General features: G+C 33.9%; 17 protein-coding genes. All 17 read left to right on the forward strand.

Going from position 1 to position 16,381, the window contains the following annotated elements; translation table 11 throughout:
• Positions 1–5: 5 nt before the first annotated feature.
• The 17 genes from ftsY to xerC all read left to right on the forward strand — a co-directional run bounded on the left by ftsY (position 6) and on the right by xerC (position 16,371).
• The gene (gene ftsY / locus V5E38_RS05230) at positions 6–998 is read left to right on the forward strand and encodes a signal recognition particle-docking protein FtsY (RefSeq protein ID WP_499212448.1); all 993 of its coding nucleotides are present in this window, start codon (positions 6–8) and stop codon (positions 996–998) included.
• A 338-nt stretch (positions 999–1,336) separates the two neighbouring features.
• On the forward strand, positions 1,337–1,669 hold the full coding sequence (locus V5E38_RS05235) for a putative DNA-binding protein (protein WP_097976157.1): 333 nt from the start codon (positions 1,337–1,339) through the stop codon (positions 1,667–1,669).
• A 16-nt stretch (positions 1,670–1,685) separates the two neighbouring features.
• Positions 1,686–3,029, forward strand: a complete 1,344-nt coding sequence (ffh, locus tag V5E38_RS05240; RefSeq protein WP_499212449.1) for a signal recognition particle protein — start codon at positions 1,686–1,688, stop codon at positions 3,027–3,029.
• Between the two features lie 135 nt (positions 3,030–3,164).
• A complete protein-coding gene (gene rpsP / locus V5E38_RS05245) occupies positions 3,165–3,437 on the forward strand; it encodes a 30S ribosomal protein S16 (protein ID WP_025569022.1) in 273 nt (90 codons plus the stop codon).
• Positions 3,438–3,451: 14 nt separating this feature from the next.
• Entirely contained in the window at positions 3,452–3,679 is a 228-nt protein-coding gene (locus tag V5E38_RS05250; RefSeq protein WP_025569023.1) for a KH domain-containing protein, read from the forward strand.
• Between the two features lie 269 nt (positions 3,680–3,948).
• Positions 3,949–4,464, forward strand: coding sequence for a ribosome maturation factor RimM (gene rimM / locus V5E38_RS05255; protein WP_387324489.1), 516 nt, complete (start codon positions 3,949–3,951; stop codon positions 4,462–4,464).
• On the forward strand, positions 4,464–5,210 hold the full coding sequence (gene trmD / locus V5E38_RS05260; protein WP_499213514.1) for a tRNA (guanine(37)-N(1))-methyltransferase: 747 nt from the start codon (positions 4,464–4,466) through the stop codon (positions 5,208–5,210). The genes rimM and trmD overlap by 1 nt, the downstream gene beginning before the upstream one ends.
• Positions 5,211–5,340: 130 nt before the next feature.
• Positions 5,341–5,685: a 50S ribosomal protein L19 gene (rplS, locus tag V5E38_RS05265; protein WP_025569026.1), complete on the forward strand. Its 345-nt coding sequence runs from the start codon at positions 5,341–5,343 to the stop codon at positions 5,683–5,685.
• A 154-nt stretch (positions 5,686–5,839) separates the two neighbouring features.
• Positions 5,840–6,394 carry a signal peptidase I gene (gene lepB, locus V5E38_RS05270; protein WP_025569027.1) on the forward strand — a complete coding sequence of 185 codons (555 nt, stop codon included), beginning with the start codon at positions 5,840–5,842 and terminating at the stop codon, positions 6,392–6,394.
• 45 nt (positions 6,395–6,439) lie between these two features.
• Positions 6,440–7,339, forward strand: coding sequence for a ribosome biogenesis GTPase YlqF (gene ylqF / locus V5E38_RS05275; RefSeq protein WP_097975497.1), 900 nt, complete (start codon positions 6,440–6,442; stop codon positions 7,337–7,339).
• A gap of 72 nt (positions 7,340–7,411) precedes the next feature.
• A complete protein-coding gene (rnhB, locus tag V5E38_RS05280; protein WP_499212450.1) occupies positions 7,412–8,176 on the forward strand; it encodes a ribonuclease HII in 765 nt (254 codons plus the stop codon).
• A gap of 373 nt (positions 8,177–8,549) precedes the next feature.
• Entirely contained in the window at positions 8,550–9,710 is a 1,161-nt protein-coding gene (gene sucC, locus V5E38_RS05285; RefSeq protein ID WP_098234358.1) for an ADP-forming succinate--CoA ligase subunit beta, read from the forward strand.
• A 16-nt stretch (positions 9,711–9,726) separates the two neighbouring features.
• Positions 9,727–10,641, forward strand: coding sequence for a succinate--CoA ligase subunit alpha (sucD, locus tag V5E38_RS05290; RefSeq protein WP_097975492.1), 915 nt, complete (start codon positions 9,727–9,729; stop codon positions 10,639–10,641).
• Positions 10,642–10,700: 59 nt separating this feature from the next.
• Positions 10,701–11,564 (forward strand): DNA-processing protein DprA, encoded by an 864-nt coding sequence (dprA, locus tag V5E38_RS05295; protein ID WP_499212451.1) that lies wholly within the window; start codon positions 10,701–10,703, stop codon positions 11,562–11,564.
• Between the two features lie 258 nt (positions 11,565–11,822).
• Entirely contained in the window at positions 11,823–13,898 is a 2,076-nt protein-coding gene (gene topA / locus V5E38_RS05300; RefSeq protein WP_097975489.1) for a type I DNA topoisomerase, read from the forward strand.
• Positions 13,899–14,102: 204 nt separating this feature from the next.
• Positions 14,103–15,407, forward strand: coding sequence for a methylenetetrahydrofolate--tRNA-(uracil(54)-C(5))-methyltransferase (FADH(2)-oxidizing) TrmFO (gene trmFO, locus V5E38_RS05305; protein WP_499212452.1), 1,305 nt, complete (start codon positions 14,103–14,105; stop codon positions 15,405–15,407).
• A gap of 64 nt (positions 15,408–15,471) precedes the next feature.
• The gene (gene xerC / locus V5E38_RS05310; protein ID WP_499212453.1) at positions 15,472–16,371 is read left to right on the forward strand and encodes a tyrosine recombinase XerC; all 900 of its coding nucleotides are present in this window, start codon (positions 15,472–15,474) and stop codon (positions 16,369–16,371) included.
• Positions 16,372–16,381: the final 10 nt, after the last annotated feature.

The raw sequence follows: 16,381 nt of genomic DNA on the forward strand, positions 1-16,381 counted from the left end.
AAATTATGAGCTTTTTTAAGAAATTAAAAGAAACAATCTCGAAGCAAACTGAGTCAGTGACTCAAAAGTTTAAAACTGGATTAGAGAAATCTAGAAATAATCTGACAGAAGGGTTAAACGATTTATTTGCTAGATACCGTAAAGTAGATGAAGATTTTTTTGAAGAACTTGAAGAAATTCTAATTATGGCTGATGTTGGTGTAAACACAGTAATGGAATTAGTAGAGGACTTGAAATATGAAGTTAAACGAAAAAATATTCAAGATCCAAAAGGTGTACAAGAGGTAATTTCTGAAAAATTAGTTGAATTGTATAAAGGTGCTGATTTAACTGATGATTCATTTGAGTTAAATTTAAATCCTGATGGTTTAACAGTTGTTTTATTTGTTGGAGTTAACGGAGTAGGAAAAACAACTTCAATTGGTAAAATCGCTCATAAACTAAAAACTGAAGGCAAAAAGGTACTACTTGCTGCTGGTGACACATTTAGAGCTGGAGCTATTGAACAATTAGAAGTTTGGGGAAATCGTGTTGGTGTAGAGACAATTAAACAAGGTGAAGGATCAGATCCTGCTGCAGTAATGTATGATGCAGTTCAAGCTGCAAAAGCTCGTAAAGTAGATGTTTTACTTTGTGACACAGCTGGCCGCCTACAAAATAAAGTAAACTTAATGAAAGAACTTGAAAAAGTACGTAATGTCATTGCTAGAGAAGTACCTGGTGCACCACACGAAGTATTACTAGTAATTGATGCTACAACTGGCCAAAATGGTCTTGTTCAAGCAAAAACATTCTCCGAAGCTACAAATGTTTCTGGTATCGTCTTAACGAAACTAGATGGAACAGCAAAAGGTGGTATTGTTTTAGCGATCCGAAACGAACTAAAAGTACCTGTTAAATTCGTCGGCCTTGGAGAACAAATGGACGACCTACAACCATTCCAAGCAGAACAATTTGTATATGGCCTATTTGGAGATTTAATGAATAAAGAAGCATAATTTAAAAATGAAGAAATGACGTGGATATGTTTTAGATTGAAAGACATATCCACTTTTTTTAAATTGTGCAATAGCGAGATTAGTAAGACCATGGAATGAACGCATGGAGGACCCTTAAAAAGCTTGCACTCCACAGTGGAAATTTAATTAACAAATAACATGAGTTTCGACTTTGCTATAGTTAAGACAATTAGGATAAAAGTTCAATTTAATTCTGTTGTTTTGATTTTAATTAATCGTCAAGTAAAAAACTTGACAGATATTTGTGTATTAGGTAAACTAACATATGTAAAGGCAATTCACTTAACAAAGGAGTGATAGTTTTGGCAGATCATACAATGTTAGATAAGACGATGAGAATCAATTATCTATATGATTTTTATCATTCTCTTTTAACTCCTAAACAACAAAACTATATGTCATTATATTATTTGGATGACTATTCTTTAGGTGAGATTGCGGAAGAGTTTAACATAAGTCGACAGGCGGTTTATGATAATATAAAACGTACTGAAGCTATGTTAGAAGAATATGAAGAGAAATTATTACTTCTAAAAAAATTTCAACAACGAAATGAACTTTTAAATCATTTGAAAACTTATACTAAAACAGGTAAAGTTGTAGATGACGAGTTTCTTCGAGTAATCGATGAGTTAGAGAAATTAGAATAATAAGGAGGACGGTTTTATGGCATTTGAAGGATTAGCCGACCGACTTCAAAAGACATTACAAAAGGTTCGAGGCAAAGGTAAAGTATCTGAATCTGATGTCAAGGAAATGATGAGAGAAGTTCGTCTTGCTTTACTTGAGGCGGATGTTAACTTTAAAGTTGTTAAAGATTTTGTGAAACGTGTTTCTGAACGAGCTGTAGGACAAGAAGTATTACAAAGCTTAACGCCTGGTCAACATGTTGTAAAAGTAGTTCAAGAAGAACTAACAGCTTTAATGGGTGGAGAACAAAGCAAAATTGCTGTTTCTAATCGCCCGCCGACTGTTATTATGATGGTTGGTTTACAAGGTGCTGGTAAAACAACAACGACTGGTAAATTAGCAAATTTACTTCGAAAAAAGTACAATCGTAAGCCACTTTTAGTTGCAGCAGATATTTACCGTCCTGCCGCGATTAAACAGCTTCAAACATTAGGTAAACAATTAGATTTGCCAGTATTTACATTAGGAGATCAAGTAAGTCCGGTTGAAATTGCGAAACAAGCGATTCAACACGCTAAGGATGAACATCATGACTATGTCCTAATTGATACTGCTGGTCGTTTACATATTGACGAAGGGTTAATGGAAGAACTTGCACAAATTAAAGAACTTTCAAAACCTGAAGAAATCTTCCTAGTTGTTGATGCAATGACTGGACAAGATGCAGTCAATGTGGCACAAAGCTTTAATGATCAATTAGGTTTAACTGGAGTCGTTTTGACGAAGCTTGATGGCGATACTCGTGGTGGTGCCGCATTATCAATTCGTACAGTTACAAATACTCCAATTAAATTTGTTGGACTTGGTGAAAAACTAGATGCAATTGAGCCGTTCCATCCAGAACGAATGGCATCACGTATTCTAGGAATGGGTGATGTGCTTACTTTAATTGAAAAAGCACAAGAAAACGTAGACCAAGAAAAAGCGAAAGAAATGGAACAAAAATTAAGAAATGCATCTTTTACTTTAGATGATTTCTTAGACCAACTTTCTCAAGTGAAAAAAATGGGACCACTTGGTGATATTTTAAAAATGATGCCAGGTGCAAACAAAATTAAAGGATTGAATGATCTGCAAATTGACGATAAACAAATTGCTCATGTAGAGGCAATTATTCAATCGATGACAAAGCAGGAAAAGCTTACACCAGATATTATTAACTCAAGTCGCAGAAAGCGTATAGCTAGAGGTTCTGGTCGCCCTGTACAAGAAATAAACCGTTTATTAAAACAGTTTGAAGAAATGAAAAAAATGATGAAAATGATGGGTGGCATGCAAAAAGGGAAGAAGAAAGGTTTTAAATTTCCGGGCTTATTCTAACCTATTTGTATAATTTTCCAACATTTAAACATCATTTAATAAAAAATTATGCTGTTAAGAAATTTTACTTTACAAACAGTATTGGTTTTTGATAATATATAAATCGTTGTAAATATTTTCGGAGGTGCTTTAAAAATGGCAGTTAAAATTCGTTTAAAACGTATGGGAGCTAAAAAATCTCCTTTTTACCGTGTAGTAGTAGCAGACGCTCGTTCTCCTCGTGATGGACGTTTCATCGAGGAAATTGGAACTTACAATCCAGTTGCTCAACCAGCTGAAATCAAAATTAACGAAGAAGCAGCATTAAAATGGTTAGGAACAGGTGCTAAACCATCTGATACAGTTCGTAACTTATTCTCTAAAGCTGGTATCTTAGAGAAATTCCACAACGCTCGCAACGGCAAGTAATGATGGAAAAAAAGATGAATACACTCATAAATGCAATTGTTTCAAGTCTTGTAGATCATCCAGAGGATATTTCACTTCAAGTTAAAGAAGATGAGAACAATCTATTCTTTCATTTACAGGTAAATCCTGAAGATGCTGGTAGAGTGATTGGCAAACATGGTAAAATTGCAAAAGCGATTCGTACGGTTGTATATGCAGCAAGTAATGAACACGCAAAACGTATTCACTTAGATATTCAGTAATGTAAAACGGTCCTTGGCTATAGCTAAGGGCCGTTTTCAACATTACAGAGATTTACGGGAAAGCCCGAAAAAGAGGTGTGGTAGTCCCTATTGAATAGATGTAAATCCTTTGGGCAATAGGTAGCTTTTGATGCTTTAGTGACTTTAAGATATGCTATACTTGGTATTAGGCAACCTGTTTAACCATTGGAGTCTCTTAGTAGACATATATACAATCTAAATGGTCAAACTAATAATAAACATAGAAATTTTAATATAGAGGTAAAAGAATGGAAAAATATTTAAATGTCGGAAAAATTGTAAATACACATGGAGTTCGAGGAGAGGTTCGTGTTATTTCAAGAACTGATTTTCCAGAAAAACGTTACGTAAAAGGCAATACACTATATTTCTTTAAAGAAAACGAATCGACACCAATTGAATTAATCGTAACAAGTCACCGTGTACATAAAAATTTTGATTTACTTACATTTGAAGGGTATGAGTCTTTAAACTCTGTAGAACCACTTAAAAATGGGATTTTAAAGATTACTGAAGATCAATTACACGAACTAGATAAAAATGAGTACTATTACCATGAAATCATTGGTTGTGTTGTCGAGACAATTGATGGAGAAGAAATCGGAAAAATAAAAGAAATATTATCTCCAGGTGCAAATGATGTTTGGGTTATTCAAAGAAAAGGTCAAAAAGATGCCCTTATTCCTTATATCGAGCAAATTGTAAAAGAAATAGATGTAGCCAATAAAAAAGTTAAAATCGAATTAATGGAAGGTCTATTATGATGAAATTAGACTTTTTAACCCTTTTTCCAGAAATGTTTGAAGGAGTTTTAAATTCTTCTATTTTAAAAAAAGCACAAGAAAAAGAGGCTGTTAAGTTTCGCTGTGTAAATTTTAGAGATTACTCTACGAATAAACATTCAAATGTTGATGACTATCCATATGGTGGTGGCGCTGGTATGGTACTAGCTCCACAGCCGATTTTTGATGCTGTTGATGAATTAGTATCAAAAAGTGAAAATAAGCCGAGAGTAGTCCTTCTATGCCCTCAAGGAGAGCGATTTAATCAACGTAAAGCTGAAGAGCTTGCAAAAGAGGAACACTTAATCTTAATTTGTGGACATTATGAAGGCTATGATGAACGAATTCGAGAACATGTAGTGACGGATGAAATCTCAATTGGAGATTATGTATTAACAGGTGGAGAACTTGGCGCTATGGTCATTGCTGATAGCGTTGTTCGTTTATTACCTGGGGTACTTGGTAATACTACTTCAAAAATTGAAGATTCATTTAGTACAGGATTATTAGAGCATCCTCATTACACGAGACCTGCCGAATTTAGAGGGCATAAAGTACCAGACGTTTTATTATCAGGAAATCATGCGAAAATCGAAGAATGGCGTACAAAACAATCTTTTAAACGTACGATAACACGCCGTCCAGATTTACTTGAAAACTACCCTCTTTCTGAAAAAGAGTCAAAATGGATGGATCAAGTAAAAGAAGAATTAAAACAAGAAAACTAGTTGCGTGCAATAATAGAATATGTTAATATAACTTGTGGCTTGAGTAAATACTTAAGCCTTTATTCTCGGTGTTCCGCTGCGAGTCACTAAATCTTGTAAGAGCATCGGTTGGAAAAGGAGAGCATACATTATGCAAAATTTAATCAACGAAATTACAAAAGAACAACTAAGAACTGACTTACCAGCATTCCGTCCTGGTGATACTGTACGAGTTCACGTTAAAGTTGTTGAGGGTACTCGTGAGCGTATCCAATTATTCGAAGGTGTAGTTATTAAACGTCGTGGTGGCGGAATTAGCGAAACTTTCACAGTTCGTAAAATTTCTTACGGAGTTGGTGTTGAACGTACGTTCCCAATTCACACTCCAAAAATTGCTAAATTAGACGTTGTTCGTCGCGGTAAAGTACGTCGTGCTAAACTTTACTACCTACGTGCACTTACTGGTAAAAAAGCAAGAATTAAAGAACTTCGATAGTCTTTTGAAAGGAGCTTGTATTAAACAAGCTCCTTTTTTTCCAATATTTGTAGATTATGGATATAATAAAAAGTAAAATAGAATACATAAATAAAGTTATTAACTTAACTGGTTAAAACTGCAAAACGTATGGTTATAAAATGGAGGGATTAGGTTGAAAGAAAGCAATAGTGGTGGAATTTGGGAATTAGTTAAAACAATTTTTATTGCGCTTGTACTTGCACTTGGTATTCGAACATTCCTTTTTACACCGGTTTTAGTTGATGGGATCTCAATGATGCCAACACTACAGGATCAAAGTAGAATGATTGTAAATAAGATCGTATACAAACTACATGAACCTAGACGTTTTGATATTGTAGTCTTCCATGCTACAAAGGAAAAAGATTATATTAAACGAGTTATTGGATTACCTGGTGACACGGTAGAATATAAAAATGATGTCCTATATGTTAACGGTAAACCGTATAAAGAACCATATTTGAACGAATATAAAAAAGAAACGACAGATGGTCCTCTAACTGAAGACTTTAAGTTAGAAGAGATTACTGGTAGAAAAACTGTACCTAAAGGACAAGTATTCGTTTTAGGTGATAATCGTCGATTAAGTAAAGATAGTCGTATTATCGGAACAGTTAGTCAAAAAGAAATTTTAGGCCGAGCAAGTTTTGTTTTTTGGCCGTTATCTGAGGTTGAAATGGCGAAATAAAAGCCAAATTAATCTTGAATATTCAATGTATAAGAAGGTGGCAACATGACGATACAATGGTTTCCTGGCCATATGGCAAAAGCTAGAAGACAAGTTACTGAAAAACTATCATTAATTGATGTTGTAATTGAATTAGCGGATGCAAGGGTACCTGCTGCTTCTAGAAATCCAATGATCGATGAAATAATTTCAAATAAACCAAGATTGCTTTTATTAAATAAAGCAGATTTAGCAGATCCAAGAATTACTCAGCAATGGTTAGCGCATTATGAAAAACAAGGCGTAATGGCAATTGCTATTGATGCAGCATCTGGACAAGGGTTAAAAGCGATTATTTCTTCCTGTGAAATACTTGTAAAAGAGAAATTTGATAAAATGAGATCAAAAGGGATCAAACCTCGCGCAATTCGAGCGTTAATTGTTGGAATCCCGAATGTTGGAAAATCAACTTTAATCAATAAGCTCGCACGAAAAAATATTGCTAAAACTGGTGACCGTCCTGGCGTAACGCAAGCACAGCAATGGATAAAAGTAGGGAAAGAAATTGAACTACTTGATACGCCGGGTATATTGTGGCCTAAATTTGAAGATCAACTTGTAGGTCTTCGTTTAGCAACTACAGGAGCAATAAAAGATAGTATTATTAACCTACAAGAAGTAATGATTTATGCGATTAAATATTTAAGAGAGTTTTATCCAAATGTATTAAAAGAAAGATATGACATGAATGAGGAAGTTTTATTTTCTGAAGAAGTCGTTGATATTTTTGATCATATTGGTAAGAAACGTGGATTACTTATGTCAGGCGGAATTATAGATTATGATAAAACATCTGATTTATTTTTACGTGAGCTAAGAGCTGGGAAATTAGGAAGATTAACTTTCGAAAATCCATCAATGCTTGAGGTAACTGATGAAATATTAGAAGAAAGTGCGCAAGAATAAGCGTACTTTCTTCTTTTTTAATGAAATTTTAATGTCAAAACTTAAACGTATGTATAAAAGGAGTTCTAAAGTATGTCTCTGAAAATAGATGAAATAAAAAATATACTAAGTGAATTAACTGACCCAACGAATGAACTCTTAAAAGAATTTGAAAATGATCAAAGAATTGGTGTGCAAAAGCTAGTAGCTAAATGGTATAAAGAACAAGAAAAAAGAGATTTAGCTAGGGAGAAATTCCTTAAAATGATGGAATATGAACAAAATCTTTATAGCCAAAATATAAAGTTAATTGCAGGAGTAGATGAAGTTGGTAGAGGTCCATTAGCTGGTCCTGTTGTAGCAGCGGCAGTAATTTTAGCGGAAAATACTGAGCTAATTGGATTAGATGATTCCAAAAAATTATCGAAAGAAAAACGACAGTATTTCGTAAAGCGGATCAAGGAAGAAGCAATTTCTTATGGGGTTGGTATGGCCAGTTCAACAGAAATAGATGAAATCAATATTTATGAAGCGACTAAATTAGCGATGAGACGTGCGATCGAACAACTGACTCATTCACCTGAACATTTATTAATTGATGCAATGAAACTTCCGCTAGATATTTCTCAAACATCAATCATTAAAGGCGATGCAACAAGTATCAGTATAGCAGCTGCATCTGTACTTGCAAAAGAAACCAGAGATTCTTTAATGTGCGAACTTAGTTTAAAGCATCCAAATTATGGATTTGAAAAGCATATGGGATATGGAACAAAGGAACATTTAAAAGCGATCGACGAGCATGGAATTATTAATGAACATAGAAGATCCTTTGCACCAATCAAAGAAAAAGTTTGATTGTAAAAATAATTGGTAATTAGATTACATCAATATACTGAAGTGGTTTAAAATAGAATAGATTAACGACGTTTAAAATTACATAAAATTTTAAGTTTGTATTAAATTAGATGACTGAATCGAAATGATGTAAACCAAAATCAAAAATGATACTAACTGTCGTTAATTTATTTTTTAAAGGATAATGATACATTATTGGAAAAATAATATTGTAATATGATAAACTACATTAACTATTGTATATGAAAGGGTTTTCTATATAAAAACATAGAATATTAAATTCTTTTCTACTAAAGTATTTACAGTATATTCTGTAAGAGATACAATAGGGATGTGTTTTAATTTGTCTTGTTCTAAAAGGGGAGGATGGATCATGAATATCCATGAGTATCAAGGGAAAGAAATCCTACGAAGCTATGGCGTAAAAGTACCAAATGGTAAAGTTGCATTCACAGTTGAAGAAGCAGTAGAAGCAGCGAAAGAATTAGGTACAGCTGTATGCGTAGTAAAAGCTCAAATTCACGCTGGTGGCCGCGGTAAAGCGGGTGGCGTAAAAGTAGCGAAAAATTTAGATGAAGTAAATACATATGCTAGTGAAATTCTAGGTAAAGTATTAGTTACTCATCAAACTGGACCAGAAGGTAAGGAAGTAAAGCGCTTACTTATCGAAGAAGGCTGCGATATTAAAAAAGAATATTATGTTGGTTTAGTTTTAGACCGCGCTACTTCACAAGTTGTATTAATGGCTTCTGAAGAAGGTGGAACTGAAATTGAAGAAGTAGCTGAAAAAACACCTGAAAAAATCTTTAAAGAGTATATTGATCCAGCAGTAGGTCTACAAGGCTTCCAAGCTCGTCGTATTGCGTTCAATATCAACATTCCAAGCAACTTAGTAAACAAAGCTGTTAAGTTCATGATGGGCTTATATGCTGCGTTTATCGAAAAAGATTGCTCAATCGCTGAAATTAACCCATTAGTAGTTACAGGTGATGGAGAAGTAATGGCATTAGATGCAAAGTTAAACTTTGACTCAAATGCTTTATATCGTCATGCAGACATTTTAGCTTACCGTGACTTAGAAGAAGAAGATCCAAAAGAAATCGAAGCTTCTAAGTATGACTTAAACTATATTTCTTTATACGGAAATATCGGATGTATGGTTAATGGTGCTGGTCTAGCAATGGCTACAATGGATATCATTAAACACTACGGTGGAGATCCGGCTAACTTCCTTGATGTGGGGGGCGGTGCTACAGCTGAGAAAGTTACTGAAGCGTTTAAAATCATCCTTTCTGACCAAAATGTTAAAGGGATTTTCGTTAATATCTTCGGTGGCATCATGAAGTGTGATGTTATTGCTGAAGGTGTAATCGAAGCAACTAAACAAGTTGGTTTACACTTACCATTAGTAGTTCGTTTAGAAGGAACGAATGTTGAATTAGGTAAGAAGATTCTTAATGAGTCTGGCTTAAACATTGTTGCAGCAGATTCAATGGCTGATGGCGCTGAAAAAATCGTTGCACTTGTAGGCTAAGAGAGGGAGGATAAAAATGAGCGTATTCATTAATAAAGATACTAAAGTCATTGTACAAGGTATTACTGGTTCACAAGGCTTATTCCATACAACTCAAATGTTAGAGTATGGTACTAAAATCGTTGGTGGTGTAACTCCTGGTAAAGGTGGAACTGACATTGCTGGCGTACCTGTATTCAATACAGTTAAAGATGCAGTTGAAACTACTGGTGCTAATGCATCTGTAATCTATGTACCACCAGCATTTGCTGCTGATGCAATCATGGAAGCAGTTGATGCAGAATTAGATATCGCGATTTGTATTACAGAAGGTATTCCAGTACTTGATATGGTTAAAGTTAAAAAGTACATGGAAGGCAAAAAGACTAGATTAGTTGGTCCTAACTGCCCTGGTGTAATCACTCCAGATGAGTGTAAAATTGGTATCATGCCTGGTTACATTCATAAAAAAGGTCATGTAGGAATCGTATCACGTTCTGGTACATTAACTTATGAGGCTGTACATCAATTAACTCAAGCTGGTATTGGTCAATCTACAGCTGTAGGTATTGGTGGAGACCCTGTAAATGGAACAAACTTCATCGATGTATTAAAAGCATTCAATGAAGATCCAGAAACTTATGCAGTTATTATGATTGGTGAAATCGGCGGAACTGCAGAAGAAGAAGCTGCTGAGTGGGTACAAGCTAATATGGCGAAACCAGTAGTAGGATTCATTGGCGGTCAAACAGCTCCAGAAGGTAAACGTATGGGACATGCTGGTGCAATCATCGCAGGCGGTAAAGGTACTGCTAAAGAGAAAATGGCTACAATGGAAAGCTGTGGCATTAAAGTTGCACTTACTCCAGCAGTAATGGGCGAAACTTTAATTGGTGCATTAAAAGAGCGTGGCTTATATGAACAATGTAAGACACATGAAGCTTTAGTATAAGAATGATAAAACAAGTAGCCTCCGATAGGAGGCTACTTTCTTATAAAAAAGGAGGATGTATGGAAAAAATTCGACTAATTCATTTGCATCATTTTTTATTTGAAAACTATCAAGCAATCAAGAAGATTCTTCTCTATGATCCACATTTAGAAAACCTCTATCGATATTCACCTTCTACATTTAAAACTACATTTCAAATGACTTCGAAAGCCGCTGGAAAATTATATGATCAACTTCATTCAACGTCCATTTTTGATATTTTAAAGGAAAGCTATAAAAAAAATATTAAAATTATTACAATTTATGATGATGTATATCCAGAATTGTTAAGAGAAATATGTGACCCTCCGTTTGTTTTATATTTAAAAGGTAATCAAAATATCCTTAATAAACAATTTATGTTGAGTATAATTGGAGCTAGAAAACCAACTGCATTTGCGAAAATTATTTGTGATTCATTAATATTAGGTCTAATTAGAGAAAATTGTGTTATTGTTAGTGGAATGGCATCTGGATGTGATTCAATCGCACATAATTCAGCTATTTTTCACAACGGAACAACGATTGCAGTTGTCGGATGTGGGTTAGACTATATTTATCCGAAAGAAAACAGTAATTTATTTAATGAAATATCATTAAATCATTTAGTTATAAGCGAATATCCATATTATATTAGACCAGAAAAAAGATACTTTCCTAGAAGAAATAGAATTATAGCTGGTTTATCTAAAGGTTTAATCGTTTTAGAGGCTAAAGAGAAGAGCGGGACGATGATTACTGCAAATTTTGCAATTCAATATAATAGAGAGGTATTTGCAGTGCCAGGTCCGATTATAATGGAAGAATATAAAGGAAATCATCGATTAATTCAGGATGGAGCGAAATTAATTACATGTACAAATGATATTTTAGAGGAATTTTAGGAATATACTAAAAAATAAAAAAATATGTTTATATTACAAAATATTGACAATACTAATGCGACTTGTGTTATTTTATATCTAAATAAAATTTGACTAATGTATAGAATAAACTATACAATTTGAAATTGTATGAAGGAAAATCAAAAATATAAATTGAACTCTTCTTATTATGAATCTATTTGAGAATACATAAGAATAAAAGAATGAAATAAGGAATACAGAGAGTAATGAATAGGAAACTCTCGGGAGGCTTAAAAGATGGCAGAAAATTTAGTTATAGTGGAGTCCCCTTCAAAGGCTAAAACAATAGAAAAGTACTTAGGTAAAAAATTCAAAGTAATCGCATCAATGGGACATGTTCGAGATCTACCTAAAAGTCAGATGGGGATTGAAATAGAAAACGATTACAACCCGAAATACATAACAATCCGTGGAAAAGGTCCAGTTTTAAAGGATTTAAGATCTGCTGCGAAAAAAGCAAAAAAAATCTATCTAGCAGCCGATCCAGATCGTGAAGGTGAAGCAATAGCATGGCATATTGCAAATACACTCAATATCGATACATCATCGGATTGTCGTGTAGTGTTTAATGAAATTACAAAAGATGCTATTAAAGAGTCTTTTAAAAAACCTAGACCAATTAATATGAATTTAGTAGACGCTCAGCAAGCGAGACGTGTACTAGATCGTTTAGTAGGGTATAACATAAGCCCATTACTATGGAAGAAAGTGAAAAAGGGCTTAAGTGCTGGTCGAGTTCAATCGGTTGCTCTTAGACTGATCATCGAACGAGAAAAAGAGATTGAAATCTTCCAACCTGAAGAATATTGGACAATTAAAAGTAAAGCTTTAACAAAGAAAGAAACATTTGATACTTCTTTTTACGGAGTTAATGGTAAAAAATTGGAATTGAATTCTGAAACTGACGTAAAAAATGTTTTATCACAAATTAAAGGTGATCACTTTGAAGTTCAAAGTGTTACAAGAAAAGAACGTAAACGTAATCCAGCAACTGCTTTTACTACTTCCTTACTTCAGCAGGAAGCAGCTAGAAAATTAAATATGCGTGCAAAGAAAACGATGATGATTGCACAGCAATTATATGAAGGTATTTCCCTAGGTAGTGGAGGACAGGTCGGATTAATCACATATATGAGAACTGATTCGACTAGAATATCCGATGTTGCGGCTGAGGAAGCAAAATCTTATATAATTGAAACTTATGGTGCAGATTTTATTGCTACAAATAAAAAAAGTGAAAAAAAATCAGATAAAGTACAAGATGCACACGAAGCAATTAGACCAACGTCAACTTTACGTTCGCCTGATACAATTAAAGCACATGTTAGCCGTGATCAATATCGTCTTTATAAATTAATATGGGAACGATTTGTTGCTAGTCAGATGGCATCAGCAGTACTCGATACGGTTAAAGTTGACTTAATTAATAATGACGTAATATTTAGAGCTAATGGATCAGTAGTTAAATTCCCTGGTTTTATGAAGGTGTATATAGAAAGTAATGATGATGGCACAGAAGAAAAAGACCGTATCCTTCCACCGTTAGCTGAAGGTGAAAAAGTAAAATTAGAAGATATATTACCTGAACAACATTTTACGCAACCACCTCCACGTTACACGGAAGCTAGATTAGTAAAAACGCTTGAAGAGTTAGGAATAGGTCGACCATCAACATATGTACCAACTTTAGAAACGATTCAGAAACGTGGATATGTTTCATTAGATAATAAACGATTTGTACCTACTGAACTAGGTCAAATAGTATTTGATTTAGTCGTTGAGTTTTTCCCAGAAGTAATTAATATTGAGTTTACGGTTCAAATGGAAGGTGACCTTGATAAAATTGAAGACGGCAATGTGAACTGGATTCAAATCATCGATCAATTTTATAGAGGTTTTGAGAAACACTTAGAAATAGCTGAGAAAGAAATGCAAAAAGTTGAAATTAGAGATGAACCTGCTGGTGAAGACTGTGATTTATGTGGAAGCCCGATGGTATTTAAAATGGGCAGATACGGTAAGTTCATGGCGTGCTCGAACTTTCCAGATTGCAGAAATACAAAAGCAATTGTAAAGGATATTGGTGTCAAATGTCCTACATGTAAAGATGGGAATATAATTGAACGTAAATCGAAAAAGAATCGAATATTTTATGGATGCACGAATTATCCAGAATGTGAATTCTTATCATGGGATAAGCCAATTGCAAGACCTTGTCCGAAATGTGAAAACTTATTAGTTGAAAAGAAAATGAAAAAAGGTATTCAAGTTCAATGTGTATCATGTGACTACAAAGAGGATCAACAAGTGTGAGCAATTAATATACTCACCTGTAAAGTGCCAGCAAAAATCAGTCTGAAATTCATATTTCTTGAGACTTTGTCCAAATAAAAGTGTGAGCAATTAATTTGCTCACTTTTACTTTTCATATCAACTTTTAATTAAGAAATCTTTAAGAAAAAAATTATAAAATATTATTACGTAATTTTGATTGAATCAGCGTAGAAGGAGTTAACAATGAAAGAACAATTTATTAATGTAATTGGAGCAGGTTTAGCAGGAAGCGAGGCTGCTTATCAAATTGCAAAAAGAGGAATTAAAGTACATTTATATGAGATGAGACCGGTTAGACAAACACCTGCTCATCATACTGATAAGTTTGCTGAATTAGTTTGTAGTAATTCACTAAGAGCGAATACACTAACGAACGCTGTAGGTGTATTAAAAGAGGAAATGAGAAGATTAGATTCAGTTATTATTCGATCTGCTGATGAGTGTGCTGTACCAGCAGGTGGAGCGTTAGCTGTAGACAGACATGAATTTGCTAGCCGTGTAACTGAGTATGTAAAAAATCATCCAAATGTAACTGTGCATAACGAAGAAATGACTAAAATTCCTGAAGGACCAACAGTTATCGCAACAGGACCTTTAACATCACCTGAATTATCACAACAATTAAAAGAATTAACAGGTGAAGATTATTTCTATTTTTATGATGCAGCGGCTCCAATAGTAGAAAAAGAAAGTATTGATTTAAATAAAGTATATTTAAAATCAAGATATGATAAAGGTGAAGCAGCTTACTTAAACTGCCCAATGACAGAAGAGGAATTTGATCGTTTTTATGAAGCATTAACTACAGCAGAAACGGTTCCTTTAAAAGAGTTTGAAAAAGAAATTTTCTTTGAAGGCTGTATGCCAGTTGAAGTAATGGCTAAACGTGGAAAGCAAACATTATTATTTGGACCTATGAAACCAGTTGGCTTAGAGGATCCAAAGACTGGTAAGACGCCGTATGCAGTTGTCCAACTACGTCAGGATGACAGTGCTGGAACTTTATATAATATAGTAGGATTCCAAACGCATTTAAAATGGGGGCCTCAAAAAGAAGTTTTACAATTAATACCTGGCCTAGAGAATGCTGAAATTGTACGATATGGTGTAATGCATCGTAATACGTTTATAAATTCACCGAATCTATTAGAGGCAACATATCGTTTTAAAGGTCGTGAAGATTTATTCTTTGCAGGTCAAATGACTGGAGTGGAAGGTTATGTAGAATCTGCAGCATCTGGTTTAGTAGCAGGAATAAATGCAGCTAGATACGTAATGGAGAAAGAGTTAGTCGTATTCCCAGCAGAAACTGCAATTGGAAGTATGGCTAATTATATAACGACAACAAGTGCAAAACACTTCCAACCTATGAATGCTAATTTCGGTCTATTCCCTAAGCTTGAAGTCAAAATTAAAAGAAAACAAGAACGATATGAAGCATATGCAAACCGTGCATTAGAATCAATTATGAATTTTGTAGAATGTTAAGAAAATAAATTGCAAATAGCTACTTAATATGTTAGTATGTAGTGGCTTGTGAGGAGAAATTACCTTGAATATTAAAATATTGTGTCAATTATTCATTCAGTATTTACAATTAGAGAAAAACTCTTCACAATACACATTAAATAGTTATAAAAAAATTGTTGAACAATTTCTAGTTTTTATGGAGCAACAATCCATTATTTCATTTTCTTCAGTTAATTATTCTGATGTTCGTCTCTATTTAACAACTTTGCATGACAAACAGCTATCAAGACGTACAGTCTCAAAGCATATTTCTTGTTTAAGAAGTTTCTATCGTTTTCTTATGAGAGAAAATGAAGCAAAAGAGAATCCTTTTGTATTAGCGTCACTTCCTAAAAAAGAAACTATGATACCAAGATTTTTATACAAGGAAGAACTTGAAAAACTATTTAAGATTAGCGATCTAGATACGGAACTTGGACAAAGAAATCAAGCTATTTTAGAATTGCTATATGCTACCGGAATCCGAGTAAGCGAATGCTGTAATTTGAAATTAAAAGACATAGATTTTCAAATTGGGACTATTTTAGTAACTGGCAAAGGGAATAAACAGCGGTATATTCCCTTTGGCAGTTATGCAGAAAAAGCTCTTCATACATATATAGAAGATGGCCGAAATAGACTGATAGTAGCTAACAAGCAAATGAATGACGATCTTTTTTTGAATCACCGTGGTACAAAACTAACGGCAAGAGGTGTCCGTGGTATATTAGAAAAAATGATCAAAGATACTTCGTTGACTAATAAAATCTATCCACATATGTTAAGGCACACCTTTGCTACGCATATGCTTGATAACGGTGCTGATATTCGTAGTGTTCAAGAATTACTTGGACATGAGAATTTATCATCTACTCAAATCTATACACATGTAACGAAGGAAAGATTACAAAAAGTATACAATTTACATCATCCTAGAGCATAAATTCGCTCAA

This window comes from Rossellomorea sp. GAMAL-10_SWC, from assembly GCF_049568075.1.
GTDB lineage: Bacteria > Bacillota > Bacilli > Bacillales > Bacillaceae_G > Gottfriedia.